Source organism: Tistrella mobilis KA081020-065, assembly GCF_000264455.2.
In the GTDB taxonomy this organism is placed as follows: Bacteria; Pseudomonadota; Alphaproteobacteria; order Tistrellales; family Tistrellaceae; genus Tistrella; species Tistrella mobilis.
In genome coordinates this window covers 383,943-409,036 of record NC_017966.1, presented here as the reverse complement: position 1 = coordinate 409,036, position 25,094 = coordinate 383,943, and the positions used below count along the sequence as shown (strand labels likewise).

At 67.0% G+C, this 25,094-nt stretch carries 22 protein-coding genes; 12 read left to right on the top strand and 10 right to left on the bottom strand.

What is annotated here, in order from left to right:
* The first annotated feature begins 52 nt into the window (after nt 1-52).
* The 7 genes from TMO_RS22505 to TMO_RS30795 all read left to right on the top strand — a co-directional run bounded on the left by TMO_RS22505 (nt 53) and on the right by TMO_RS30795 (nt 7,979).
* Entirely contained in the window at nt 53-1,255 is a 1,203-nt protein-coding gene (locus TMO_RS22505; protein ID WP_014753109.1) for a pyridoxal phosphate-dependent aminotransferase, read from the top strand.
* Nucleotides 1,256-1,346: 91 nt separating this feature from the next.
* On the top strand, nt 1,347-2,207 hold the full coding sequence (locus tag TMO_RS22500) for an isocitrate lyase/phosphoenolpyruvate mutase family protein (protein WP_041607498.1): 861 nt from the start codon (nt 1,347-1,349) through the stop codon (nt 2,205-2,207).
* A 393-nt stretch (nt 2,208-2,600) separates the two neighbouring features.
* Nucleotides 2,601-3,605 (top strand): phosphate ABC transporter substrate-binding protein PstS, encoded by a 1,005-nt coding sequence (gene pstS, locus TMO_RS22495; RefSeq protein ID WP_014753107.1) that lies wholly within the window; start codon nt 2,601-2,603, stop codon nt 3,603-3,605.
* An 85-nt stretch (nt 3,606-3,690) separates the two neighbouring features.
* On the top strand, nt 3,691-4,701 hold the full coding sequence (gene pstC / locus TMO_RS22490; protein WP_014753106.1) for a phosphate ABC transporter permease subunit PstC: 1,011 nt from the start codon (nt 3,691-3,693) through the stop codon (nt 4,699-4,701).
* A gap of 14 nt (nt 4,702-4,715) precedes the next feature.
* Nucleotides 4,716-5,579, top strand: coding sequence for a phosphate ABC transporter permease PstA (gene pstA, locus TMO_RS22485; RefSeq protein WP_014753105.1), 864 nt, complete (start codon nt 4,716-4,718; stop codon nt 5,577-5,579).
* Nucleotides 5,576-6,379: a phosphate ABC transporter ATP-binding protein PstB gene (gene pstB / locus TMO_RS22480; RefSeq protein WP_014753104.1), complete on the top strand. Its 804-nt coding sequence runs from the start codon at nt 5,576-5,578 to the stop codon at nt 6,377-6,379. The genes pstA and pstB overlap by 4 nt, the downstream gene beginning before the upstream one ends.
* Before the next feature lie 583 nt (nt 6,380-6,962).
* Nucleotides 6,963-7,979 (top strand): hypothetical protein, encoded by a 1,017-nt coding sequence (locus TMO_RS30795; protein WP_014753103.1) that lies wholly within the window; start codon nt 6,963-6,965, stop codon nt 7,977-7,979.
* Between the two features lie 218 nt (nt 7,980-8,197).
* Here TMO_RS30795 and TMO_RS22475 read toward each other — a convergent pair whose 3' ends face one another.
* Nucleotides 8,198-8,677, bottom strand: coding sequence for an Lrp/AsnC family transcriptional regulator (locus TMO_RS22475; RefSeq protein ID WP_014753102.1), 480 nt, complete (start codon nt 8,675-8,677; stop codon nt 8,198-8,200).
* A gap of 140 nt (nt 8,678-8,817) precedes the next feature.
* On the opposite strand from TMO_RS22475, the gene TMO_RS22470 reads away from it, so the two are divergent.
* The gene (locus tag TMO_RS22470; protein WP_014753101.1) at nt 8,818-11,229 is read left to right on the top strand and encodes a transketolase-like TK C-terminal-containing protein; all 2,412 of its coding nucleotides are present in this window, start codon (nt 8,818-8,820) and stop codon (nt 11,227-11,229) included.
* Nucleotides 11,230-11,272: 43 nt separating this feature from the next.
* On the opposite strand, the gene TMO_RS22465 is transcribed toward TMO_RS22470, so the two are convergent.
* The gene (locus tag TMO_RS22465) at nt 11,273-11,665 is read right to left on the bottom strand and encodes a GFA family protein (RefSeq protein WP_014753100.1); all 393 of its coding nucleotides are present in this window, start codon (nt 11,663-11,665) and stop codon (nt 11,273-11,275) included.
* Between the two features lie 452 nt (nt 11,666-12,117).
* Here TMO_RS22465 and TMO_RS22460 point away from each other — a divergent pair, with 452 nt between their 5' ends.
* The 4 genes from TMO_RS22460 to TMO_RS22445 all read left to right on the top strand — a co-directional run bounded on the left by TMO_RS22460 (nt 12,118) and on the right by TMO_RS22445 (nt 13,672).
* The gene (locus TMO_RS22460; RefSeq protein WP_014753099.1) at nt 12,118-12,393 is read left to right on the top strand and encodes a hypothetical protein; all 276 of its coding nucleotides are present in this window, start codon (nt 12,118-12,120) and stop codon (nt 12,391-12,393) included.
* Nucleotides 12,394-12,602: 209 nt separating this feature from the next.
* A complete protein-coding gene (locus tag TMO_RS22455; protein ID WP_014753098.1) occupies nt 12,603-12,932 on the top strand; it encodes an NHLP leader peptide family RiPP precursor in 330 nt (109 codons plus the stop codon).
* Nucleotides 12,933-12,992: 60 nt separating this feature from the next.
* On the top strand, nt 12,993-13,304 hold the full coding sequence (locus TMO_RS29910; RefSeq protein ID WP_014753097.1) for an NHLP leader peptide family RiPP precursor: 312 nt from the start codon (nt 12,993-12,995) through the stop codon (nt 13,302-13,304).
* A 50-nt stretch (nt 13,305-13,354) separates the two neighbouring features.
* The gene (locus TMO_RS22445; protein WP_014753096.1) at nt 13,355-13,672 is read left to right on the top strand and encodes an NHLP leader peptide family RiPP precursor; all 318 of its coding nucleotides are present in this window, start codon (nt 13,355-13,357) and stop codon (nt 13,670-13,672) included.
* A gap of 82 nt (nt 13,673-13,754) precedes the next feature.
* Here TMO_RS22445 and TMO_RS22440 read toward each other — a convergent pair whose 3' ends face one another.
* The 8 genes from TMO_RS22440 to fhuF all read right to left on the bottom strand — a co-directional run bounded on the left by TMO_RS22440 (nt 13,755) and on the right by fhuF (nt 25,093).
* Nucleotides 13,755-15,425, bottom strand: coding sequence for a cyclic peptide export ABC transporter (locus tag TMO_RS22440; RefSeq protein WP_014753095.1), 1,671 nt, complete (start codon nt 15,423-15,425; stop codon nt 13,755-13,757).
* 54 nt (nt 15,426-15,479) lie between these two features.
* The gene (fhuB, locus tag TMO_RS22435; protein ID WP_014753094.1) at nt 15,480-17,528 is read right to left on the bottom strand and encodes a Fe(3+)-hydroxamate ABC transporter permease FhuB; all 2,049 of its coding nucleotides are present in this window, start codon (nt 17,526-17,528) and stop codon (nt 15,480-15,482) included.
* On the bottom strand, nt 17,525-18,424 hold the full coding sequence (locus TMO_RS22430; RefSeq protein ID WP_014753093.1) for an ABC transporter substrate-binding protein: 900 nt from the start codon (nt 18,422-18,424) through the stop codon (nt 17,525-17,527). Before TMO_RS22430 ends, fhuB begins: the two co-directional genes overlap by 4 nt.
* A 21-nt stretch (nt 18,425-18,445) precedes the next feature.
* Complete coding sequence (locus tag TMO_RS22425) at nt 18,446-19,240, bottom strand: ABC transporter ATP-binding protein (RefSeq protein ID WP_014753092.1); 795 nt, start codon at nt 19,238-19,240, stop codon at nt 18,446-18,448.
* Between the two features lie 79 nt (nt 19,241-19,319).
* On the bottom strand, nt 19,320-21,812 hold the full coding sequence (locus TMO_RS22420; RefSeq protein WP_051045591.1) for a TonB-dependent siderophore receptor: 2,493 nt from the start codon (nt 21,810-21,812) through the stop codon (nt 19,320-19,322).
* 160 nt (nt 21,813-21,972) lie between these two features.
* Nucleotides 21,973-23,937: a penicillin acylase family protein gene (locus TMO_RS22415; protein WP_267021068.1), complete on the bottom strand. Its 1,965-nt coding sequence runs from the start codon at nt 23,935-23,937 to the stop codon at nt 21,973-21,975.
* Nucleotides 23,910-24,284 (bottom strand): penicillin acylase family protein, encoded by a 375-nt coding sequence (locus TMO_RS32695; RefSeq protein ID WP_014753089.1) that lies wholly within the window; start codon nt 24,282-24,284, stop codon nt 23,910-23,912. The genes TMO_RS22415 and TMO_RS32695 overlap by 28 nt, the downstream gene beginning before the upstream one ends.
* Nucleotides 24,285-24,322: 38 nt before the next feature.
* Nucleotides 24,323-25,093: a siderophore-iron reductase FhuF gene (gene fhuF / locus TMO_RS22410; RefSeq protein WP_014753088.1), complete on the bottom strand. Its 771-nt coding sequence runs from the start codon at nt 25,091-25,093 to the stop codon at nt 24,323-24,325.
* Nucleotide 25,094: the final 1 nt, after the last annotated feature.

The following is a 25,094-nucleotide window of genomic DNA, read 5'->3' as shown; positions in this document are numbered from 1 at the left end:
GACCACTCCCATCCATTCCCCCTCTGCTCCACGCCGGGATGTTTCCGACACAATGATCACGCTTTCCGCCCGCATGAGACAGGTGGCGCCGTCCGCCACCAAGGCGATGACCCAGATGGCCGCGGATCTGCGCGCCCGCGGCCGCGACGTCGTGGCGCTCAGCCAGGGCGAGCCCGATTTTCCCACCCCCGCGGCGGTGTGCGAGGCGGCGGTCCGTGCGATCGCCGAGGGCCGGACCACCTATACCGCGGTCGCCGGCATCCTGCCGCTGCGCGAGGCGATCGTGGCCAAATTCGCCCGCGAGAACGGCCTTGATTTCACCCCCGACCAGGTGACGGTGGGGTGCGGCGCGAAGCAGGTGCTGTTCAATGCGCTGATGGCGACGCTCGATCCGGGGGACGAGGTGGTCTTCGCCACCCCCTGCTGGGTGTCGTACCCTGAAATGATCAAACTGGCCGGCGGCGTGCCGGTGCCGGTTGCGACCACCGCCGCCGACGGCTACCGGCTGCGGCCCGAGGCGCTGCGCGCGGCGTTGACCCCGCGCACCCGCTGGCTGATGCTCAATTCGCCCGCCAACCCGACCGGGGCGGTGGCGGGGGTGGCGGATCTGGCGGCGCTGGCGGCGGTGCTGCGCGATTTCCCGCAGGTCATGGTGCTCGCCGACGACATCTACGAGCATCTGGTCTATGGCGAGACCGCCTTCGCGACCATGGCCGCCGTCGCCCCGGATCTGGCGGACCGCACCCTCACCGTCAACGGCGTCTCGAAATCCCATGCCATGACCGGCTGGCGGGTCGGCTATGGCGCCGGCCCGGTTGAGCTGATCCGCGCGATGAACACCATCCAGGGCCAGTCGACTTCGCACACCTGTTCGATCGCGCAATATGCCGCCATCGCCGCGCTGAACGGCGATCCGGCGGTGGTCGAGGGGTTCCGCAGCGCCTTCCGCCGCCGCCGGGATCTGCTCTGCCGCGAGATCGCCGCGATCCCGGGTCTGTCTTTCCACCTGCCGCAGGGCGCCTTTTATCTGTTCGTCGACTGCACCGCCCTGATCGGCCGGACGACGCCGGCCGGGCAGGCGATCGCCACCGACACCGATCTGGCCCTGTATCTGCTGGACGAGGCTGGCGTGGCGCTGGTGCCCGGCAGCGGTTTCCTGGCACCCGGCCATCTGCGCATCAGCTATGCCGCGGCCGACGACACGCTGATCCGTGCTGTGCGGGTGATGGCGGCCGCGATCGCGCGGCTGTGCTGATCCGCCGCAATCCTTTTCTTTTCAAGGAAGAAGATCGATGACATCGACCCGACGGGCCTTCCGCGACCGCGTTTCCGGCGCCCACAATGCCATGCCCGCCCACACCACGCCCGCCCACACCACGCCCGCCCGCATCATGGCCGCCCACAACCCGCTTTCGGCGCGGCTGGTGGAAGAGGCGGGCTTCGACGGCGCCTGGGCCAGCGGTTTTGAAATCTCGGCGGCGCTCGGCCTGCCCGATATCAGCCTGGTCTCGATGGCCGAGCATCTGGAGGTCGTACGCGCGATGGCGGCCCGCACCCGCCTGCCGGTGGTGGCCGATATCGACACCGGTTTCGGCAATGCCCTCAACGTCCTGCATGCCGTGCGCAGCTACGAGGCGGCGGGTGCCGCCGCGGTGGTGATCGAGGACAAGGTCTTTCCCAAGGTCACCTCGCTGGTCGAGGGCGGGCGTCAGGACCTGCTCCGGATCGCCGAGTTTCAGGGCAAGATCGAGGCCGCCCGCCACGCCCGGAACGACCCGGATTTCCTGATCATCGCCCGTACCGAGGCGCTGATCGCCGGCGCCGGGCCGGGTGCGGCGCTGGAGCGCGGCCGCGCCTATGCCGCCGCCGGGGCGGATCTGCTGCTGGTCCATTCGAAGTCGACCACCCCCGACGAGATCGAGGGCTTCATCGCCGCCTGGGATGGCGGCATCCCGATCGTCATCGTCCCCACCGCCTATCCGCAGATGACCATGGCGCGCGCCGCGGCAAGCGGCCGGGTCGGCCTGGTGATCTATGGCAACCATGCGATCCGGGCCGCGGTCGCCGCCATGCAGCAGAGCTTCGCCCGGATCATGGCCGATGGCGACACGCTGGGCGTCGAGGGCGGCATCGCCCCGGTCGGCGAAATCTTCCGCCTGCAGGGCATGGATCAGGTGGCGCGCGACGAGGCGGCATTTCTGCGCTGACCGGCCGCGCCGCTTAAATGTCGCGGCCCTTGCCAGTCCAACGGCATGGCGGCCAAGCGAAACCATCCGGGTCATCAGCCGCCCGACGGCCGTTTCCGTTTCGGAAGCGACCGTTTTTTCATGACCGCCACCGCATCTTTACAAGAGCAGCAGTCACCATGACCAAACAAGAATGAGTATGTCTGAAGATTGCCCAAAATGGGCAATCGTCAATATCAAGTCGATATGTGTCAGTTTGATGAATTATGGCCGGTCGACTTGGAATCGGGATGCAGAGGTGGAAGACGCGGGCCTATAGTGCCCTCGCCGCGGCCCTTCCGATCCATATCCCGTTGGAGATGTTGGCATATGTCCGTCCTTCGTCGCCTTCCGGCTGTTGCCGGAGGACTGTTGATGCTCGGCCTGAGCATCGGCACCGCCCAGGCCGCCGACGAGATCACCGGTGCCGGTGCGACCTTCCCGTACCCGGTCTATGCGAAATGGGCCGAGGCCTATAAGGCCGAAACCGGCGTTTCGCTGAACTACCAGTCCATCGGCTCCGGTGGCGGCATCAAGCAGATCAAGGCGCATACCGTCGATTTCGGCGCCTCGGACATGCCGCTGGAAGCCGCCGATCTGAAGGCCGCGGGCCTGGTGCAGTGGCCGATGGTCATGGGCGGCGTGGTGCCGGTGGTCAACATCCCGGGCATCGCCGCCGGTGCGCTGGAGATCGACGGGCCGACGCTGGCCGCGATCTATATGGGCAAGATCACCAAATGGAACGATCCGGCGCTGGTCGCCCTGAACCCGGGCGTCAAACTGCCCGATCAGGCGATCGCCGTGGTCCATCGCGCCGACGGATCGGGCACCACCTTCCTGTTCACCACCTATCTCTCCTCGGTCAGTGCCGACTGGAAGAAAGACATCGGCGCCAGCACCGCGGTCGAATGGCCGACCGGGCTCGGCGGCAAGGGCAATGAGGGTGTGGCCAACTTCACCGGCCAGACCCCGGGTTCGATCGGCTATGTCGAATACGCCTATGCGCTTCAGAACAAGCTGGCCTGGCTGAAGATGAAGAACCATGACGGCGCCGTGGTCGCCCCGGAAAGCAAGACCTTCCAGAGCGCCGCTGCCAATGCCGACTGGGCCCATGCCGAAGGCTATCACCTGGTTCTGACCGATCAGCCGGGCCGGGACAGCTGGCCGATCACCGGTGCCAGCTTCATCCTGATGCACAGCCAGGCCGACCAGCCGGCCCGCGCGGCCGCCGCGCTCAAATTCTTCGCCTGGAGCTACGCCAATGGCGGTGCCGCGGCGGAAAAGCTCGACTATGTGCCGATGCCGCAGGCGGTGGTGCAGATGGTCGAAAAGACCTGGGCCGACAGCATCAAGGGCAAGGACGGCAAACCCGTCTACTGATCCCGGCGTTGTCTGTGCATTGCGTCTGTCGTCCGGCCGCCGCCTGTGGGGGCATCCCCTGCCGGCGGCGGCCCTGCGAGGTTTCATGAGCGTCGAAGAGGCCGGCCTTGCGCCGGAGCCGGACATCGTTTCTGCCCATCCGGTGGCCCGGCCGCTGCACCTCAGCGCCCTGCCGGCGGGGCTTGGCTGGGACGGGCCGTTCCGGCGGCTGACCGGCATCGCCGCGCTGATGGTGGTGGCCGCACTTGCCGCCATGCTGGTGGTGCTGGTGATCGGCAGCCTGCCGGTGGCGGATCAGATGGGGGTGGGGTTTCTGGTCACCCAGGCCTGGAACCCGGTGACCGATGTCTATGGCGCGGTGGCACCGGTTGCGGGCACGCTGATCACGGCGGCGATCGCCATGATCCTGGCGGTGCCGGCGGCGCTCGGCATCGCCATCTTCCTGAATGAACTCTGCCCCCACCGGCTGCGCGCGCCGCTGGCGGTGGCGGTGGAGCTGCTGGCCGCCATTCCCAGCATCATCTATGGCATGTGGGGGCTGTTCGTGCTGGCGCCGGTGCTGGCCTCCACGGTCTATCCGGCGCTGATCGACACGCTCGGGCCGCTGCCGGTCGTGGGCGCGCTGTTCCAGGGGCCGCCTTTCGGCATCGGCGTGCTCACCGCCGGGCTGATCCTGGGGGTGATGGTGCTGCCCTTCATCACCTCGGTCGCCCGCCAGGTGCTGGCGGAGGTGCCGCCGGTGCTGCGCGAGGCCGCCTATGGCGTCGGCGCCACCACCTGGGAGGTATCGCGCCGCGTGCTGATCCCCCATGCCCGGCGCGGGCTGATCGGCGGCGTGATGCTCGGCCTTGGCCGCGCGCTGGGCGAGACGATGGCCGTCACCTTCGTGATCGGCAATGCCCATCGCATTCATGCCTCGCTGCTTCAGCCCGGCACCACCATCTCGGCGACGCTCGCGAATGAATTCACCGAGGCCTCGGGCGATGTCTATGTCTCGGCGTTGACGGCGCTGGGGCTGATCCTGTTCGTGGTCACCTTCGTGGTGCTGCTCGGCGCCCGCGCGCTGCTGAACCGGACGGGGAGGGCGGGTCGATGAGGGAGGAGGGGGCGATGAGAGGGGGCACCATCCCGGTTTCGCCCGCACGGCTGCGCCGACGTCGGCTGGTCAATCTGGTGATGACGGGGCTGTGCACCGGCGCGGCGCTGGCCGCCCTTCTGGTGCTGGCGTTGATCCTGTGGGAGCTGGTGATCCGTGGTGCGGGCGCCCTCTCGCTCGACGTCTTCACCCGCGCGACCCCGCCGCCGGGCAGCAGGGGCGGGCTGCTCAACGCCATTCTGGGCAGCCTGTCGATGACCGCGGCGGCGATTGCGGTCGCAACCCCGGTGGGTGTGCTGACGGGTACATGGCTGGCCGAATACGGCCGCGACAGCCGGGCCGCCGGCCTGGTGCGCCTGTTCGCCGACACGCTGTTGAGCGCGCCCTCGATCATCGTCGGGCTCACGGTCTATGTCCTGATCGTGGTGCCGCTCGGCCATTTCTCGGGCTGGGCGGGGGCGGCGGCGCTGGCGCTGATCGCGGTGCCGGTGATCGTGCGCACCACCGAAGACATGCTGGCGCTGGTCCCCGACCAGCTGCGCGAGGCGGCCGTTGCCCTCGGCATGCCGCGCTGGCGGATGATCGCCGGCGTCACCTGGCGCGCGGCGGCCAGCGGCATCCTGACCGGCGTTCTGCTCGCCATCGCCCGCATTGCGGGCGAGACCGCGCCGCTGCTGTTCACCGCGCTCAACAACCAGTTCTATGCCTACGACCTCACCGGTCCCACCCCCAGCCTGCCGGTGGTGATCTTCCAGTTCGCGATGAGCCCCTATCGCGACTGGCAGGATCTCGCCTGGGCGGGCGCGCTGCTCATTGCAGCCGGCGTGCTGCTGCTCTCCATCACCGCCCGCCTGATCTCTGCCCGAGGCCGCAAATGACCGCATCCACCCCCGTCGACGCCGCCGGGCTCGTCCCGAAAATCGTCACCCGCAAGCTCAACTTCCATTACGGCGACAATCATGCGCTGAAGGATGTCGACATCACCTTCGGCGACCGGCTGATCACCGCGCTGATCGGCCCCTCGGGCTGCGGCAAATCCACCCTGCTGCGCACGCTGAACCGGATCTGCGATCTTTATCCCGGCCACCGGATCGACGGCGAAATCCTGCTCGACGGCGAAAACATCCTCACCCGCCGCGGCCTCGCCCATCACGGCGACATCGCCGGGCTGCGCGCCCGGGTGGGCATGGTGTTCCAGAAACCGACGCCGTTTCCGATGTCGATCTATGAAAACATCGCCTTCCCCTTGCGCATGTACACTCGCCTCGGCCGCGCCGAGATGGACGACGCCGTCGAATCCGCCCTCCGCGACGCCGCCCTCTGGATCGAGGTGAAAGACAAGCTCCACGCCTCGGGCCTCAGCCTCTCGGGCGGCCAGCAGCAGCGCCTGTGCATCGCCCGCGCCATCGCCATCCGCCCCGACGTCCTCCTCCTCGACGAACCGGCCTCGGCCCTCGACCCCATCTCCACCGCGCTCATCGACGAACTGCTCTGGGAGCTGCGCAAACGCTATTGCGTGGTGATCGTCACCCACAACATGCAACAGGCCGCCCGCGTCAGCGACAAGGTCGGCTTCATGTATCTGGGCGAACTGGTCGAATTCGGGGATACGGAAGCGGTGTTTTCAACACCGCGGGAGCGGCGGACGCAGGATTATATTACGGGGAGGTTTGGGTGAGGGGGATATGTCTTGCCGGGGTCTCGAAACTGGAGCGGCGCCTATCCGATCTTCAAAGCCTCTACGGTCGAATTATCGGCTTCTTTCAGGCATGAACCAGCCGCACGAGGGGCCTGGCATGAAGGGACGCACGCCCTTCCAGGCCGGGATCCCCAAACCACAGAACAAGGGGCCCGAAGGCCCCTCACATGATCAGGGTCGAAGACGATATACGGATGCTCCGCAGGACTTTTTGATCAGACCATAAACCGCTGCGCTGTGGGTGCACGCTTTTGCTCCGCTGCGCAGACATAGTGACGGCAGATTGCCTTATCAGTAAGCTCGAGCATGATGGGGCCGGTCATGCATCGCGGGCAAGGAGGTAAAGAGGTCGCTGCACGTGCCGGTTACACTATTAACATTATATATACTTATAGTAGTTTGTTTGAACAATAATGCGCTCTAGCGGATAAAAATGGATGGATCTGCTGCCCCGGTATGCGTAGTCTCTTATTTGCCGACAGGCGATCACACGAAAATCCGCCCAAAATTGAATGACATTTCGATCGGTGTGTGAATTCGCCGCTAATCCTAAGAGGTCTGCATGCTCAACGGTGATGATTTGCTTGCAGCGGGAACAGTCCGTTTGGGTGTGAAGTTGCCGGCGCTGGTGGCAGGTTGCAGCCTTTGGGCCCATCCGAGAGTATTCCAGGAGCGCAGGAAGCTTAATCCGAGCGGTGCCTGGTTTCCGAATACGCGCCGTGCCAGAAATGATGAGAAACGAGGGGAGGTCGTAAACGGCATTACTCTTGATGATAATTCGAAGGCCAATCAAGCCATTAAGAAAGCCGTGTTCGGATCCGGTGTGATGCCCAAGCGCTATAGCGCCTGCCATATCTGGCCGAAATCCTGTTACGACCCTCGCTATCACACATGTATCGCCAACCTGGTTCTTCTTCCGGTGGCTCTTGCAAGCCTCACGGACCATGATTCAGAGGTTATCGCCTGTTTGAAGTACCGCTCTTTTGAACTCTATGGCTGGCATCCGGATGATAGGCCGCCACCCGAGAGGCCTCCCGGGTATCCGGATGGGTGGCTCGACCCGTCTTTCGTTTCATCAAAAATGTGGAAAGATGTTCCAATCGCCAAACGGCCGTTGGTTGGCATGTCGTGCGACCATGGAGAACAAAGTATCGATGATCATTTTATTGCCGACGTCCTGAGATCAATCATAAAGAATTTTGATGGTCATTATGAGAAGATTGATCGGCGAAAATTTCGCGAAATTAACGGAGGGCGCAGAATAGTCGCTCTCAGCGCAAGAAAAAATATCTCTGGTTCTTATATTTTTGATGTTTATGAAAATCAAATAGGATTTTGTAGAAATTCGCCAAGTTTGCTTATATTTTGTTTTCATGAAAGTGAATATTTTCGGATTTTGCCAAACCCGTCCGATTGCATGCTATTGAAAAATTTTACATCCTATCGGAATTCCAGAAATGGTAATATGTATCGGCGTTTCACTTTTAGAGAAACATCGAGTGGATCCTTTAGCACAGGAAATGCTTCTCTGGATGCTATATTCTATCGGGGAACGCAGGGCATACCTTATTCCTTTTGAAAGTGGTACGATAATTATTCGGCACTCATTGTTCGTCCATTTTCAGCAGGTCACCGGGGACTGAGCGACCGGAAAGAAGGGTAGTGCTTCAGACCGGAGACATAGGTAATAGCTCGTCCCGGTTCCGGCATTGGCTTGGTGCGGGATTGCGATTCCGCACCAAACTTTCCAGAGCCGGCCTTCCCCCTGATCGCGCTCAGCGCCACAACACCTACCCCTCACCCCACCGGCAAAACCCGCGAATACTTCACCTGCCCCAACGCAAAACTCGATTCGATCGAGCCCACCCCGTCCAGCTGGGTCAGCCGGTCCCTGAGAAACGCCTCATAGGCCGCGAGGTCGGCACAGACCACCCGCAGCAGGAAGTCGCGGGCGCCGGTCATCAGGTAGCATTCCATCACTTCGGGCCAGGCGGTGATGGCGCGGGCGAAGGCGTCGAGTTCGGGGGCGCGCTGGCGTTCCAGTTTGATCGAGACGAACACCGAGACCGGCAGGCCGACCGCGTTCTGGTTGACCAGGGCGGCATAGCCGGTGATCACGCCGGCCTCTTCCATCATCCGGATCCGGCGCAGGCAGGGGGAGGGGGAAAGGCCCACCTTCTCGGCCAGCGCCTGGACGGTGATGCGGCCGTCTTCCTGCAGTGCCCTCAGGATCCGCCGGTCGACGGCGTCCAGATCGGGTTCAGCAGATGCTGCCATGCGGGGGCCCCTTTTTAGCAGAACACTGCGTGCAGTCTGTCTTTGGGGCCGAAAATAGGCAAGAACCACTGCTCAACCCGGCGCAGAATAGGGCGTTCGGTGGCAGAGGCCATCGGTGCGACGGGAGGAGTGAAACGCCCATGACCGGCATGGTGACGCGCGAGACGGAAGAGAAGATGGCAGGGCAGCATATGACCGTGCTGGAGGCGCTGAACCGCAAGGCGCTGTGGCTGTCGAACTGGATGATCCACCACGCCAACCACATCCGGCCCAATGCCTCGGGTGTCAAGGTGGGCGGCCATCAGTCGTCCTCGGCGTCGATGACCGCGATCATGACGGCGCTCTATTTCGACGTGCTCAGGCCCGAAGACCGGGTTGCCGTCAAGCCCCATGCCTCCCCGGTCTTCCACGCCATCCAGTATCTGTTCGGCCGCCAGAGCCTGGACAAGCTGAAGGCCTTCCGCGGCTTCGGCGGTGCGCAGTCCTATCCCTCGCGCACCAAGGATACCGACGATGTCGACATCTCGACCGGCTCGGTCGGGCTGGGCGTCGCCTTCACCGCCTTCGCCTCCATGGTGCAGGATTATGTCCGCGCCAAATCCTGGGCGCGCACCGACCGGCCCGAAGGCCGGATGATCGCGCTCGTCGGCGATGCCGAGCTGGACGAGGGCAATGTCTATGAATGCCTGCTGGAAGGCTGGAAACACGGGCTGCGCAACACCTGGTGGGTGATCGACTACAACCGCCAGAGCCTCGACGGCGTGGTCCGCGAGGGGCTGTACGAGCGGATCGAGGCGATCTTCAAGGCCTTCGACTGGCGGGTGGTGACGGTGAAATACGGCGCCCTGCAGCGCGCCGCCTTTGCCGAGCCGGGCGGCGAAAAGCTGCGCGCCTGGATCGATGCCTGCCCGAACGGGCTCTATTCCGCGCTGATGTTCCGCGGCGGCGCCGCCTGGCGGGAGCGGCTGGAAGACGATCTGGGCGACCAGGGCGAGGTGAGCGCGCTGCTGGCCCGGCGCAGCGATGCCGAGCTGGCCGATCTGATGGCCAATCTGGGCGGCCACTGTCTGGAAAGCCTGCTCGATGCCTTTCACGGCATCCGGGACGACCGGCCGACGGTCTTCATCGCCTATACGGTCAAGGGCTGGGGCACGCCGCTCGCCGGCCACAAGGACAATCATTCCGGCCAGATGACCGAGGCGCAGATCCATGCGCTGCGCGACGCCATGGGCATCCGCGCCGGCCATGAATGGGAACCCTTCGAAGGGCTGGACCTCGACCCGGCGGTGCTGCGCGACTTCCTGGACCGCGTGCCGTTCAACACCACCGAAAGCCGCCGGCTGACGGCGCCGGTCGCGGCCCCGATCGGGCCGCAATTCGCCTCCGCCGGCACCACCTCCACCCAGGCGGCTTTCGGCCGGATCATGGATGCGATCGCCAAAACCGACAGCGATCTGGCCCGGCGCATCGTCACCACCTCGCCCGACGTCACGGTGTCGACCAATCTGGGCGGCTGGGTGAACCGCCGCGCGCTGTTCGCCGCCGACGAGATCGCCGACATCTTCCAGCGCCAGCGCATTCCCAGCACCCAGAAATGGCATTTCTCGCCCCAGGGCCAGCATATCGAACTCGGCATCGCCGAGATGAACCTCTTCCTGATGCTGGGCGCCGCCGGCCTTGCCCATGAACTCTTCGGCGAGCGGCTGCTGCCGGTCGGCACGCTCTATGATCCGTTCATCTCGCGCGGGCTCGATGCGCTGAACTATGCCTGCTATCAGGACGCCCGGTTCATGGTGGTGGCCACACCCTCGGGCGTGTCGCTGGCGGGCGAGGGCGGGGCGCATCAGTCGATCGCCCAGCCGCTGATCGGCATGAGCCAGGACGGGCTCGCCTCGTTCGAGCCGGGTTTCGCCGACGAGCTGGCGGTGATCATGGACTGGGGCTTCGCGCATATGCAGCGCGCCGGCAAAAAGACCCCCGACCCCGACACCTTCCTGCCCGACGATGCCGGCGGCTCGGTCTATCTGCGCCTGTCGACCCGGCCGGTGGAGCAGATGCGGCGCGAGATCGACGATACCCTCGCGGCCGATATCCTGGCCGGCGGCTACTGGCTGAAGGCGCCGGAGCCCGGCTGCGAGGTGGTGATCGTCTATCAGGGCGTCACCGTCACCGAGGCGATCGCGGCGGCAGGCATGATCGGCGGCAGCCGCCGCAATGTCGCGGTGCTGGCCGTCACCTCGGCCGACCGGCTGCATGCCGGCTGGACCGCGGCGGAAAAGGCCCGCGCCGAGGGCGAGCCCGCGGCGGTGTCGCATGTCGAACGCCTGCTCGACCAGGTGCCGGATCATGCCGGCCTCGTCACCGTGATCGACGGCCACCCGGCGACGCTCGCCTGGCTGGGCGGTGTCAACGGCCACCGTGTGGCGGCGCTGGGCGTCGACCATTTCGGCCAGACCGGCACGGTCGAGGATCTTTATGCCCATTACGGCATCGATGCCGAGGGCATCGTCGCAGCCGCCCGGCGCTTCATCGGCGGTCGCCGGCGGCGGTAAGAATCAAGACGGACGGCGGGCGAGGGCGGCTGATCGGGCGCCCTCACCCGCCCGCGTCTGCGACGGGGCGATTCTCGTCGAACTGCTCGGCCCCGTCGACCGGCCGGAGCCAGGGCTCTCGACGCTTGACCCAGAGTTCATAGCCGGGAACCAGGCCGGTCGGCGCGGGCGACAGGATGCCGAGTTTTATTTCCACCTCGGTGCCGTTTTTCGAAAACAGCCGGGCACCGCACTGCGGACAGAAGCACTGTCCGCGATATTCTACGCTTTCACCCGTAATATTAGTCCGGGCCGGATGCCAGACACCATAATAGGTGAAGGCTGAGCCGCTTTCCTTCCGACAGTCCGTACAATGACAGATGCCGACGCGCATCGGCTCGCCTTCGATGGCAAATGTGACCTGACCACAGAGGCATTGGCCGGTTCGGATGGTCATGGCGGCAAATCCCTATGGCTGTTGTGTGGGATGATGTCCGCGCGGCCGGAAGCCCGACGCGTGTTGGCAAGGATGCCATGTGTAAAAGTTGATGTGGTTAGGTTCCGGCCGGTCTGCTGATATGCTTCGGTTTAGCGGCCTATATGATTCGCTTCTAAAGTCCGATAATCATCTATTATCGACTTTCATGGCACCGCCAGAGGCGGGGGGATGTCGAACCGGCGACAACTCGGGCCAGATGGGGGCGCGCGGCTGAACCTGCCCATTCCATGAATGATCGTTGATCTGGCGCCTATGTCGATCTCGACGAGGTTGCAGCATATTGCAACAATCCGCGGCCGAAACGTCGGTATCGTGGCGGTCTTGCCCCTTACCGTCTGGATCAGCCCGGTCTCCGGACGAGATTGACGACCATCCGGCTTTTGAGACGACATCGACAGGACGACCATCGCATGATCAGCCGCCAGGAGGCCGTGCGCCGGATTTCCGACCGCGCCGCCCGCGATCCCGTGTTTCGCCACAGCCTGAAAATCGCCCCCCATGCCACGCTGGAAGCCATGTTCGGGGTGGATCTGCCGCCCGATCTGGAGATCGAAATCCTGCAGGACAAGCCGCAGCAGCTGCATATCGTGCTGCCCGAAAACGATATGACCGACGAGGCGCTGGAGGCCATGGCCGCCCGGATCAGCGGCTGGAATGAGCGGGGCCGAAATGGCGACGCCGGCTGACAGGGCGGACTGATGGCTGGGGGTTGCATCAATCGCGGTTAATATTCGCCTCGCTCCCCGTTCGACAGCCGCGTTGCGCCTTGCCAGAGTGTTGCAGGAGACAAAGGAGCCAGGCGAGGCGTGACGCATGAGTTGCAGGAGACAAAGGAGCCAGGCGAGGCGTGACGCATGAGTTGCAGGAGACAAAGGAGCCAGGCGAGGCGTGACGCATGATCGGCCATGACGAGGCCCACCGGAAGATCGTGGCAAAAGCCATGGAGGACGCGGCATTTCGTGCCCGGCTCATCGCCGATCCACGCGCAACGGTTGCATCGTTTCTGGGTATAGAGATCCCTTCGGCTGTGGCGGTGACTGTGGTCGAAGACAGCCCCACACATCTGCACATCGTGTTGCCAGCGGCTGGTGATCAACTTTCAGACGCAGATCTGGAGGCCGTCGCCGGCGGTGCCGGGGTGAACTGGGGCATCGCCCGCGACTTCTTCAACACCGGGCCGACCTCCGCCTCGGGCGGACGGCCGATGGGCTGGGACGAGGCCTGAGCCGTCCTGCGGCAGCATTAATCGCCAGCCTGCGGCAACACCAATCGAAAGAGCGTCCCCATGATCGATCATGACGAGGCCCTGCGGCAGATCATCACCCGCGCGCAGGAAGACGCCGGTTTCCGGGGCCAGTTGAAGGCCGAGCCGCGCGCGGCATTGAAGGCGTTGCTGGGAGTCGAGATCCCGTCGACGATGACCGTGTCGGTGCGGGAAGACACGCCCACCCATCTGCATATCGTGCTGCCCGCCGACCACACGTTGAGCGACGAGGCACTGGAGCAGGTGGCCGGCGGCGGCGGGCCATGGAATGGCGGTTCTAACCAGACGACGGGCTCGGGCATCATCTCGCGCGGCTTCGGGCACGGCGATTGACACCGATCCGCCTGACAACCCCGCGCGCTTTACCGACAAGGAGACCACGCGTGATCGATCGTGACGACGCCCTGCGGCAGATTATCGCCCGGGCTCAGGAGGATGCCGGGTTCCGCGCACGGCTGAAGACAGACCCGCATGCCGCATTGACGGCGCTGTTCGGAATGGAGATCCCGGCCGGGCTGACGATTTCGGTAGTGGAAGACACGCCCGCCCATATCCACATCGTGCTGCCGGCCGAGGACGAGTTGAGCGACGAGGCGCTGGAGCAGGTGGCGGGCGGCGGTCGGGCCTGGAATACCGATAACGGCATTCAGGACGCCCAGCCGCCGGGCACACATCAGCCGGTCATCCTGCCGGGGCAGTGACGGCACCGGTCTTCCGGGTTCAGACATCAGGGCAGGGTGTTCGCGAAACCCCCTGCCCTGCTTCTTTTTTTAAGGCTGGATATCAGCCGGCCCGGGCCGGGCGCGGCTCTGCCTGCGGTGCATCCTGGTCCGGCCCGTCGGCCGCGATCACCCGCCCGCCCTGCATGCGGATATGGCGGTCGGCGATGTGGAAATAGCGGTCGTCATGAGAGATGGCGATGATCGTGCGGCCCTGGGCCTTCAGCGCCGGCAGCAGCTCGGTATAGAAGATGCGGCGGAATTCGGGGTCCTGATCGGCCGCCCATTCGTCGAAGACCAGCACCGGCCGGCCCTCCAGCCAGGCATGGACCAGGGCCAGGCGCTTACGCTGGCCGGTGGAAAGATCGGTGGTGGTGAAACGGCCGTCCTTCACCGAGACCTTGTGGGCGATTTCCAGCTCTTCGAGATAACGCCGCGCCTCATCGGGCAGCACGCCGTCGGGCAGGTTCAGATCGTCGAAGAGGTAGTAGTCGGTGAAGATGGTCGAGAACATCTGGCGGTAATCGTCGCGCAGCTCGGGCGTCAGCGGCCGGCCGTTATAACGCACCTCCCCCGCCACCGGTTCGTAAAGGCCCAGCAACAGCTTGATCAGCGTGGTCTTGCCGCCGCCATTTTCCCCGGTGATGAACACGATTTCGCCGCGGCGGATGGTGAGATCGATGGGGCCGAGTTCAAAGGCGGTGCCGCCCTCGGGCTCCGGGAAGGCGAAGCGGGCGCCGGAAAGGTCCAGCCGCTCCAGCGGCTCCAGAGCGGTGGCGCGGTCGGTGAGCGGCAGATGCGGCTCCGCTTCCGAAAAGCGGGCGCGCAGATCGGCGATGCGACGCAGTGAGACCTGGGCGCGGCCCAGCAGCGGCAGCATGGCGACGATGCCCTCGATCGGGCCCTTGACGTAAAGCAGGACCAGGACGAAACCGCTGATCACCTTCTGATCGGCCGAGGGCGACATCGACTGAATGGCCAGCATCAGCCCGATGACCACGAAGAACAGCGCCGAGCCGAAGGCATTGGCGGTGCAGAAGATCCGGACCGCCCGCATGCGCAGATCGCGGATCGACGAGATGGTGCGGTCGAGCTGCACATTGTACATCTCCGCCCGGCGGCGGCGGTTGATGCGCAGCTCCTTGGCGCCCTCGGTGATGGCGCGGTACTGCTTTTGCAACTCGTCTTCGGCCTCACGCGCCGCGGCGAAACCCAGAAAGCCGTTGCGGCGGGCATAGGTGTGGCCGGCGGTGCCGAGGATGATCGCCACCAGCGCGATCAGGAACATCAAGGGCGAGAGCACCGCCAGATAGGCGAAGCAGCCGAGCGCGATGGCGATCGAGATCGCAAAGCCCGAGAAGTTGAAGGTGAACTGGGTGATGGTGTCGACGTCCTGGTTGAGCACGGCGGTCAGGCGATGCAGGCGATAGCGTTCGAGTTCCGCCACCGGTGCGGTCAGGATGCGGGCACAGAGATCATGGCGCAGCCGGGCAACCACCCGCTGGCCGACCAGGCTGTTGCCGATATCCGACACCGTCTCGCCCACGAGGGTGAGCACGGCGAGGCCGGCGAAGATCAGCAGGAGCGCGGTGGTGGCGCCGCCATCGGTATGCAGCGCATCATTGATGGTGGCGAGCAGCGCGGTGGTGGCGAAGCCGCTGGCCGTGCCCATCAGGGTGGAAACCAGCGCGAGCGGCCAGAACGGCTTCAGGATCCGCAGCAGTTCGGCAAACATCCGGGACAGGTCCTTTCGGGGTTTGGCCCGCGGTCTGAGGGGCTGTGGCGCCGGTCAGGCGCGGCGCCACAGCAGCCACATGAAATACGGACCGCCGACCAGGGCGGCGAGCAGGCCGGCCGGCATCTGGCGCGGGAACAACAGGGTCCGGCCCAGCCAGTCGGCCCCGACCAGAATGGCGGCGCCGATGATCACGGCGGCGGCAAGCTGGGGCAGAACCCGGCGAAAACCGGCGAGACGGGCGATATGCGGGGCGATCAGCCCCACGAAACTCAACGGGCCGATCACCAGCGTGGCGGCGGCCGAGAGGGCGGCGGCGATCAGCAGCACCACCAGCCGGGCGGCCCCGAGCGGTACGCCCAGCGCCCGGGCGGTGGCGGTGCCGAGCGGCAGGATGTCGAGCCAGCGCGCGGCGAGCGGCGCCAGCGCGAGCAGGGCCGCGACGACGAAGACGGTGGCGACGGCATCGGCCGGGCCGACGACATAGGTGGAGCCGACCATCCAGGCGAGCAGCTGGGTGGCACGGGGATCGCCGGTCGCCAGCATGGCGACGACCACCGCATCGAACAGCGCCCCCATGGCGACACCGGCGAGCAGCACCCGTTCGGGGCCGAAGCCCGAGCGGCGGGCGAGGCGGATGATGAACAGCAGCGTGAGCACGGCACCGGCCGCACTGGCCAGGATCTGCGCCGGCCGGTCGACCACCGGCAGCAGAAAGCCGGCGAGCACGGTGGCAATGGCGGCCCCACCCGAAATGCCGAGCACTTCGGGACTGGCCATGGCATTGCCGGTGAAGCGCTGCATCAGGCAGCCGGCCGCGGCCATGGCCGCCCCGGCGGTGACGGCGGCAAGCACCCGCGGCCAGCGCCAGCGCAGCATCTCGGCGGTGAACGGGTCGCTCCACAGCCACACAGTCTGGCCGGTGACGGTGCCCGAGGGCGCCCGGCCGAGTGCGAGTGCCACCACGACCAGCAGGACCAGAATGCCGAGGCCGATGATCGCGGCCGGCAGAAAGCCCGGGGCACGGCCGGGTTCTGCCGCCATCGGCGGGGTTTCGGGGCGGCCGCCGAGTGCGAGCCGCGGCAGCATCCAGAGCAGCAGCGGCGCACCCAGCAGGGCGGTGACGGCCCCCGTCGGCAGCTGCTCGCCCAGAAACCAGACCAGCTGATCGGTGAGACAGAGCAGCGCCGCCCCGATCAGCGGCGCCCACAGCAGCCGGTCGCGCACGCGGCGGGCGCCGGCCAGCCGGGCCAGCGCCGGGGAGGCGAGGCCGACGAAACCGATGACACCCACGGCGGCAACCACGAAGCCGGCAAGGGCGACCGCCAGCAGCAGGGCCAGGAACCGCACCCGGCCGAGCGACAGGCCAAGCGCAGCCGCCCCCTCGTCATCCAGCTCGAACAGGGTGAGCGGGCGGATCATGGCGGCGATGAGCACCGCGCAGACCGCAAGACGCGGCAGCAGCCAGAGGGTTGTCTGCCAGTCCTGCTGAACCAGCGAGCCGCCGCCCCAGATGAACAGCGCCGTCAGATAGGGTTCATACAGCAGGGTGAGCGCCGCCCCCAGCGCGCCGCAATACAGGCTGACGATCATGCCGGCCAGGATCAGCGATACCGGCGACAGGCCGCGGCGGGCGGCGAGCCCGAAGACCGCGAGCGTGGCGAGGCCGCCGCCGGCTACCGCGACCAGTTCGCGGCCCCCCCAGCCGGAGACGCCCCCTCCGTCAACCGCAACCAGCGCCGGCGCCCAGAGCGTGGCGAGGGTGAGCGCCAGCCGCGCACCGGCGGCCACGCCCAGCGTCATCGGCGAGGCGATCGGGTTGCGCAGCACCTGCTGGAACACGGCACCGGCGAGGCCCAGCGCCGCGCCTGCAAGCAGCGACACCGCCACACGCGGAAGCATCGAATAATGGACCAGAAGTTGTGCCATATCGACGGCGCTGCCGGTCTCGGTATCGGGGCCGAGGAGTGCCGGCCACCAGGCGCCGGAGCCCAGGGTGAGGTCGAGCCGCAGCAGCGCCAGCGCCAGCGCCGGCAGGGCGAGCAGCAGCACCAGAAGGCCCGGGTGGAAACGGCGGCGGGGCAGGTCGAGGGCGAGGCTCATGCGCCTGCCTCCGCGGCCAGCGCCCGACTGAGACATTCCGCGAAGCGAACGGTACAAGGCACCGCGCCAAAGGGGAAAACAGCCGGCAGACCCACCACCCTGCCCGCCCGGATCATGTCGAAATGGCGCCAGAGCGGGCTGGTTCTGAGGCGGGTTTCGAAACCGGCCGGGCCGGGGGCGACATGCACCAGCCGGGCCTCGGGGTTGGTGGTCAGGCGTTCCAGGCCGACGGTGGCCATGCCCCAGGGGCCGCTGTCGCCGGTCCAGGCATTGGCGAGGCCCAGCCGGTCCAGGGCGGCCTGCCAGAGCCCCGTCTGCCCCAGCACCCGGACATGGCGGTCGTCGAGCACGTTGACGACATAGAGCGGCCGGCCGTCATAGCGGGTGAGCTGCGCGCGAGCCCGGTCCATGCGCGCCTCGGCCGCGGCCAGGGCAGCCTCGGTGGCATCTTCCAGCCCCAGCAGCTGCCCCAGACGGCGGGTTTCGGCGATGGCGGCCGGAAAGGCCGGGCGGCCGGGGGTGAAGACCTGCAGGCGCAGCGTGGGGGCGATGCTCTCCAGCCGCGCGCGCACGGCTTCAAGGCCCGGCGCGATCAGGATCAGATCGGGGGCGAGCGCCTGGACGACCTCCAGATTGGGCTCCAGCCGCATGCCGACATCAGCCACGCCGTCGGGCAGGGGCGGCTCCACCACCCAGGCCCGATAATCGGGGATGCGCACGATGCCCACCGGCGGCCGGCCGAGCATGATCAGCGTCTCGGCCGAGGACCAGTCGAGCGCCACGATCCGGCGCGGCAGATCGGCCGGCTGATGCGTCGACGCGGCGGCGCGGGCTACCGCAGGTAGAAGCGGTGCCGAAACCAGTCCGGCGATGAGGTGGCGGCGGGTAATGGTCATGGCTGTCCCCTGCCCTCGCGCTCAGTACACGAAGCCGACCGGCCAGCCGCCGGCGGGGTGGGGCAGGATGCCCATGCGGACGCCGTAGATGCGGGCGAGGGCGTCTTCGGTCATCAGGTCGGCGGGGCCGCCGCGGAGCAGGACGCGGCCGGATTTGAGCGCCAGGATGTCGTCGCAGAAGCGCGCGGCCATGTTGACGTCGTGGAGGATGACGACGACACCCGGCCCCTGCCCTATCCCATCGGCGCCGCCGCGGGCGAGGCGGTGGACGAGGTCCAGCACCTCGATCTGATGGGCGACGTCGAGGGCGGAGATCGGCTCGTCCAGCAGCATGAAATCGGCGTCCTGGGCGACCAGCATCGCGATCCAGACCCGCTGACGCTCTCCGCCCGACAGGCTGTCGACCATGCGGTCGGCATAGCGGGTGGTGTCGGTGGCCTCCATCGCCGCATCGACCCGCTCGGCATCGCGGCGGCTGAAGCGGCCGAGCGCGCCGTGCCAGGGATAGCGGCCCAGCCGGACCAGTTCGCGCACCGTCATGCCGGCGGCGGCCGGCGGGGTCTGCGGCAGATAGGCGACCTTGCGGCCGAAGGCGCGGTCGCCCCAGGCCGCGAGCGGCCGGCCGTCGAGGCTGACCTCTCCGGTCGTGGGCGCGATCTGGCGGGCGAGCAGCTTCATGAGCGTGCTCTTGCCCGAGCCGTTATGGCCGATCAGCCCCAGCACCCGCCCCTTCTCAACCCCCAGATCGACATCGGCGAGCAGCGGCCGGCCGGCCACCGCAAAGCCGAGCCCGCGGGCCTGAAAGGCACCCTCCATCACCGCCCCCTTCCAGACGACCGCCGGCGGCGGCAGGTCAACCCCACCACCGCCGGTTGCCGCATTCTGCGGATGCTGATTACCACTGGTAGCTGAGCGTGGCATAGACCTTCCGGCGCGCGCCGTAGTAGCAGTTGGTGAGGTTCTGGCAGTCGGCGACGTAGATCTTGTCGGTGAGGTTGGTGGCGTTGATCTGGAACTTCGCCCCGGCAAAATCCGGGTTCAGGTAGCTGAGGTCATAGCTGACCGCCGCGTCATAGACGGCGTAGCCCGGCACCTCGACGGTGTTGAGGGCGTCGGCCCAGGTCTTGCCGTTCACCCGGATGCCGGCGCCGAGGCCCAGGCCCGCCACGTAACCGTCGATGAAGCGGTAATCGGCCCAGAGCGACCCCGAATGCTCGGGCACATAAACCGGGGTCTTGCCCTCGGTGCCGGTGATGTCGCCGGCCTTGGTGACCTCGGCATCGACGTAGGCGTAAGACGCGATGACGTTGAAGTTGTCGAACGGACTGGCGCGGATCTCGAAGTCGAGACCCTGGGATGACACCTCACCGCTCTGATCGGTGAAGTTCACGATGCCGCCATTGATCTCGCGCGCCGTGCTGGTGGCGACGTTCTGCTGGGTGATGTCGTAGAGCGACAGGGTGAAGAGCGTGTTCCAGCCCTTGGGCTGATACTTCACGCCCACCTCGTACTGCTGCGAGGTCAGCGGTTCGAATGCCTTGCCGTCGGTGGTGGTGCCGGCGATCGGCTCGAAGGCCTCGGAATAGCTGGCATAGGGCGCCAGCCCGATATCGGTGAAGTGGTAGAGCAGGCCGACCTTACCGGTGAACTTATTCTCGGTCAGGTTGCTTTCAGCGTTCAGGAGACGGTCGGTGGTGTCGATGTCCAGCCAGTCGTGACGGCCGCCGAGCGAGAGATGCCAGTTGCCATAGGACATCTGGTCCTGGACATAGACACCGGTCTGCTCGAAGCGCTGCGACGAACTCTGCTGGAAGAAGGGATTGTCGAAATCGATCCCCGGATTGCCATAGCTCGGGTTGGCGTAATCGATCGGATTCGCCAGCAGGTAGTCGACAACGCTGTCGTTGCGGTTGTTCTGATAGTCCAGGCCGAGCAGCGCGGTATGGGTGACGTCGCCGGTCGCGAACTTCGCCTGCATCTGGTTGTCGACGGTGATGCCGTCATTGGTCTCGTCGGCGATCACGCCGCTGCGCCGGATCAGGCTGCTGGTCGGCGACATGATGTTGCCGGTGTAGAGATAGCCGAAATCGGAATCCGTCCGCATGAAGCGGGCATTCTGGCGGAAGGTGAAGGTGTCGTCGAAGCGGTGCTCGAACAGCGAACTCAGCGAGTACTGCTTGCGCTCCTGCTTGTCGAAAGTGGGGTCGCCCACGAAGAGATCGGTCGGGATTTCGCCAGCGGGGTTGTAAAGCACCGTGCCATAGGCCGGCAGGCGCTGATAACCGCCAAGCGCCGGATCGGTCTGATAGCTGCCGAGCAGGGTGAGGGTGGTGTCTTCACTGGGGCGGAAGGTGATCGCCGGATTGATCCAGTAGCGCTCTTCCTTGGTCTGCTCCATCTGGGTGTCGGCACCGCGGCCGAGGCCGGTGATGCGGAACAGAACGTCTTTGTCCTCGGTGAGCGGGCCGGTCAGGTCGAAGGCCGCCTGCATCCGGTTGTATTCACCATACTGAAGACGGACTTCCCCCGCCGGGTCTTCGAGCGGCTGCTTGCTGATGCCGTTGGCGATGCCGCCGGGCGATGCCTGGCCGTAGAGCACCGAGGACGGCCCCTTCAGCACCTCAATCCGCTCCAGCGCATAGGCGTCGATCTGGGCGGTGGCCCAGGTGCCGCCCAGATAGCGGGTGCCGTTCAGATAGCTGTCGACCTTGAAGCCGCGGGCATAGAGAAAGTCGGCGCGCTCGTCCAGGCCGTTGCGGTCGGTCATCATGCCCGAGGTGTAGCGCAGCGACTGCGGCACGGTCTGGGCGGCCTGGGCGTCGATCTGGTCGCGCACCACGATCGAAATCGTCTGAGGCGTTTCGATCAGCGGCACGTCGGACTTGCTGCCGGTGACGTTGCGGGTGGCGACATAGCCGGCGATCGGCCGGAAGGGGCTTTCGACCTGGCGGTCCGCATCCACTTCCAGCGGATCGAGAACCGCGGCGCCCTGCCCCGCCACCTGGGTGAGGGTCACCGTCCGCGCATCGACAAAGCGATAGGTGACGCCCGTGCCCTGCAGCAGGCGGCGCAGCGCCTCTTCCGGGGTGTAGCTGCCGCGCACGCCCGGCGAGCGCAGATCGCCCGCGACGGCGGCATCCAGCGTGACCTGAAGGCCCGACTGGCGGCCGAAGCTGGTGATCGCCCCGGTCAGCGACTGGGCGGGGATGTCATAGCCCTGCCCGGCCTGCGCCAGCTGCACGCCGTCGGCCCCGGCCGCGCGCGCGGCGGGGGCCTGAGCCAGCACCATGCCGGCCATGCCGACCGCAAGGGCGACATCCGCCACGATCTCGGCCCGTCGCCGGCGCGCGGCCTGCGCGCGTGCCTCTGTCCTGTTCCGACCGCCCATGGTCCAACCGGCTCCCGTCTTCTGCATTTTTTGCGTCAATCTTCCCGTGTCCCGTTGCGGGTGCCCAGTTGTGTTGCGACTGGTTGGCACTCGCATTCCCGGATAGGACGGTCGGCCGCGTGACTTTTTCAGGGCAGATGACGTTTTTTTTGACGGCCGGTCAGTCGGGCAGATCCAGCACCCGACGGGTCAGACCCGGATCTGCGGCGATCTGCTCTGCCGTGAACGGCAGATCGAACAGCCGGCCCGCCGCATAAAGCCGGGTCTGGTCGGTATGGAGGGGGGAGGACGGGTCGGCCGACTGGCCATAGGTCAGCAGGCCGCGGGCGACCGGCGCGGTGGTGCCGTCGGCCAGACGGCGCCAGCGGACCAGTTGCACCCAGCTGGTGCCATAGGGTGCCGTGGTGTCGAACCCGCCGGGGCCGAGCGGGCCCAGCCCCAGATTGTCGAGCATGCCCTCGGCATCGTCGCCGCCACGCAGCGCGATGCCGCCCCGCTGCTGAAAGGCACTGAGCGGCGCATCGAGGGCGAGACCGGCCGCCCGGAGATCGGCCACGGCCTGGCGAAGCGCGCCGCGCAGCAGATCCGCTGTCCCCTTGTCGTGCGCATCCGGCGCGCGCGGGGTATCGAAAGGGTGTGCCGGATCGAAGGGCACCGACCAGAAGCCGCCAGCGCGGCCCGGATCCGCCCCCAGACGCCGCCAGATCTGACGGAACAGCCCGGCCCCGCGGGAGGCGGGCGCACTCAGCCGGTCCCAGCGGGCGAGCACGGCGCAGGCCTCGGCCAGGTCGGGCTGGCCGGCGCAGCTGGTGAGCACGGCATCGAGCGCCAGATCGGCCGCCAGATTGCGTTCCGAGAACAGCATGGCCTCAAGATCCGAGGGCGCGATGGCGGGCCCGGGCCGGCCGGTGAGTTCGCCGAGCTGGCGGGCGCTCATCCGGGTGCGCAGGCGCTGCGGCACGTCGGTCGGGCCCAGAATCGCGGGCAGGCCGGTGAGCGGTGTCGCGGGGTCCGACAACCAATAGGAGTCATTCGCGTTCATGAACAACCGGCGGCTGTTGCGCACCGGCATCTGATCGGCCGGCATCAGCCCCGGCACCGCGCAGGCGGCACGGTCGCCGGCCAGGATGGTGATGCGGGCCGCGGCGGCGATCGTCCCTGCCCTGGCCGAAGGCGCGCAGGCCCGGGCCAGGGCATCGGTCACCGGCGGCACGCTGGTGAGGTCAGCATGGCCCGCCCGGCCGTCGGCATCGGCCATCAGCGTGTTGATCCAGGGCGTGCCGCGGGTGGCGATCAGCGCGGCTTCGGCCTCGGCGACGCTGCCGGCCCGGCCGAGGCCCAGCCATTGCGTCGCAAGGCTGGTGTCGGCGCGCTCCGGGTCGGTGATCGCCCAGGCGGTCTCGGCCGTCCAGGCGAGGCCGCGTGCCGGCATGGCGAGCACGGCGCCGAACCGGCTCTCCCACAGCCGGCGGGTGACCGTGGCCTCGGTCCCGTCCGCCTGGCGGACGGGGATGGTGATGTCGCGCGCGGTCATCCGCTCGGCCACGCCGTCGACCAGATAGGCGGTGGGATCGCCCGGCACCAGGCGGAGTTCGTGGAGCACGAAACGCTGGCTGGTCGAGACGGTATGCGTCCAGGCCAGCCGGGCATTGAAGCCGATGGCCGGCAGCGGCAGCGGCGCCAGCGTGGCCCCCATCACGTCGATCACGCCCGGGACGGTGACGTGGAGCGCGAAGAAGCGCAGACCGCCCTCCCAGGGGAAATGCGGATTGCCGAGCAGCAGCCCGCCGCCATCGGCGGTGAGATCGCCGCCCAGCGCATAGCCGTTGCTGGCCAGCGCCGGCGGCGGGGTCAGCGGGTCGGTGGCGGCCTGCTGCTCCGGTCCGTCACCTGGTGGAGTGGCGGTGGGGGGTGCCGCGGTGGCAATGGCCTCGGCGAAGCGGCCGCCGCTCGCCTGGATGGCAAGGCGGGCGAGCAGGCGGCGGAGATCGGCGGGGGTCGCCGGGGTGACCCAGGCGGCGCCGCGACAGGCCGCCGGCAGCGCATCGGGGCCGGCCTCTGCGAGGAAGCGGTTGTAGCCCTCGGCATAGCCGCGGATCAGGGCATCGGCCTCGGGATCGGCGATGGCGAGGCGGGCATCGTCCAGATAGGCGCGGAAGAAGCTGTCCGAGACGAGGTTGGAAACCCGGCCCCGATCAGCTCGACCGGGGCATCGGGGCCGAAAACCCGGGAGCGGTCACCCCGCACGGTGACCAGCGCATCGGCCAGCAGGCAGGCATTGCCGGCGGCGGCATAGGCATAGCCGGCGCCATAGCCCGCCGCTTCCAGATCGGGCGCCAGGATATGGGGAATGCCGTGGGTGGTGGTGGTAATGACCACCTCGCGGGCATGGATGGTTGCGGGCAGAAGGCTGAGGCAGAGCGCGGCGGCGAGGGGCCGCCGCGAAGAGAGGCAGAGGGGGGAGAAAAGCATTCAGGGGGAGGTCCGGAAAATCGGGGTGGTGCCCTGCCCTACCCCCGCGCGGCGCGGGCGGCTTCGGCGCGGCGGCGTTTGGGGCAGCTGCCGCAGAAATCCTCGCCCGGCATGGCATAGCGCAGGCAGCAGACCTTGCGGGTGCGCAGGCCGTTCATCAGGCGGACGGGCTCGTGCAGCAGGTTGGGGCTGCCGTCGGGGCGGTCGGGCGTGGCGAGCAGGGACTGAAGCCCGGCAGAAGCCGCCTCGCGCCCCGGCCAGGCCGAGGCGAGCGGCACGAGCATGCGGGCCGCCCGGTCCAGATAATCGGCGGCATTGGACCAGATCATCCGCTGCGGCACCCCGCCCGCCGTGGCGAAAACCGGGATGATGGCGGCCAGATGGTCGTCGATCAGCCCGGAAAAGCGGGTGAAGCCGCAGGCGGTCCCCAGCCGGTCGGGGCCGAGCGGCCGGGCGTCGCCGGGCAGACGGAAGCCGGCGGGCCGGCCGTTTTCGCCCAGAACCATGGTGATGCCGCCCTCGGGCGACAGCGGCAGATCGCAGTCGAGCAGCAGGGTTGCTGCAACCGAGGGAACAGTCAGTACGGCGAAATACGACTTGGTCCATTGGGAGACCGCCGCCACCCGCCGGGCGGGGCCGAGCGGCGCCGTGAAGGCGGTGAGCGCCGCACCGACCGCGGCGGCATCGGCAAGCGGCACCCCCGCCTCCCCGGCGCCTGCCTCGCCCACGCCCGCCATGGCGAAACTGTCGCGATGGGCGGCATAGTCGCCGGTGAGGAAGGGGTCGAGCGGGAGCAGTGCCGGGATCATC

Coding starts and splice junctions, on each gene's coding strand:
- TMO_RS22505 (WP_014753109.1), top strand. CDS start 53: ATGATCACGCTTTCCGCCCGCATGAGACAGGTGGCGCCGTCCGCCACC.
- TMO_RS22500 (WP_041607498.1), top strand. CDS start 1,347: ATGCCCGCCCACACCACGCCCGCCCACACCACGCCCGCCCGCATCATG.
- pstS (WP_014753107.1), top strand. CDS start 2,601: ATGCTCGGCCTGAGCATCGGCACCGCCCAGGCCGCCGACGAGATCACC.
- pstC (WP_014753106.1), top strand. CDS start 3,691: ATGAGCGTCGAAGAGGCCGGCCTTGCGCCGGAGCCGGACATCGTTTCT.
- pstA (WP_014753105.1), top strand. CDS start 4,716: ATGAGAGGGGGCACCATCCCGGTTTCGCCCGCACGGCTGCGCCGACGT.
- pstB (WP_014753104.1), top strand. CDS start 5,576: ATGACCGCATCCACCCCCGTCGACGCCGCCGGGCTCGTCCCGAAAATC.
- TMO_RS30795 (WP_014753103.1), top strand. CDS start 6,963: ATGCTCAACGGTGATGATTTGCTTGCAGCGGGAACAGTCCGTTTGGGT.
- TMO_RS22475 (WP_014753102.1), bottom strand. CDS start 8,677: ATGGCAGCATCTGCTGAACCCGATCTGGACGCCGTCGACCGGCGGATC.
- TMO_RS22470 (WP_014753101.1), top strand. CDS start 8,818: ATGACCGGCATGGTGACGCGCGAGACGGAAGAGAAGATGGCAGGGCAG.
- TMO_RS22465 (WP_014753100.1), bottom strand. CDS start 11,665: ATGACCATCCGAACCGGCCAATGCCTCTGTGGTCAGGTCACATTTGCC.
- TMO_RS22460 (WP_014753099.1), top strand. CDS start 12,118: ATGATCAGCCGCCAGGAGGCCGTGCGCCGGATTTCCGACCGCGCCGCC.
- TMO_RS22455 (WP_014753098.1), top strand. CDS start 12,603: ATGATCGGCCATGACGAGGCCCACCGGAAGATCGTGGCAAAAGCCATG.
- TMO_RS29910 (WP_014753097.1), top strand. CDS start 12,993: ATGATCGATCATGACGAGGCCCTGCGGCAGATCATCACCCGCGCGCAG.
- TMO_RS22440 (WP_014753095.1), bottom strand. CDS start 15,425: ATGTTTGCCGAACTGCTGCGGATCCTGAAGCCGTTCTGGCCGCTCGCG.
- fhuB (WP_014753094.1), bottom strand. CDS start 17,528: ATGAGCCTCGCCCTCGACCTGCCCCGCCGCCGTTTCCACCCGGGCCTT.
- TMO_RS22430 (WP_014753093.1), bottom strand. CDS start 18,424: ATGACCATTACCCGCCGCCACCTCATCGCCGGACTGGTTTCGGCACCG.
- TMO_RS22425 (WP_014753092.1), bottom strand. CDS start 19,240: ATGGAGGGTGCCTTTCAGGCCCGCGGGCTCGGCTTTGCGGTGGCCGGC.
- TMO_RS22420 (WP_051045591.1), bottom strand. CDS start 21,812: ATGGGCGGTCGGAACAGGACAGAGGCACGCGCGCAGGCCGCGCGCCGG.
- TMO_RS32695 (WP_014753089.1), bottom strand. CDS start 24,284: ATGCTTTTCTCCCCCCTCTGCCTCTCTTCGCGGCGGCCCCTCGCCGCC.
- fhuF (WP_014753088.1), bottom strand. CDS start 25,093: ATGATCCCGGCACTGCTCCCGCTCGACCCCTTCCTCACCGGCGACTAT.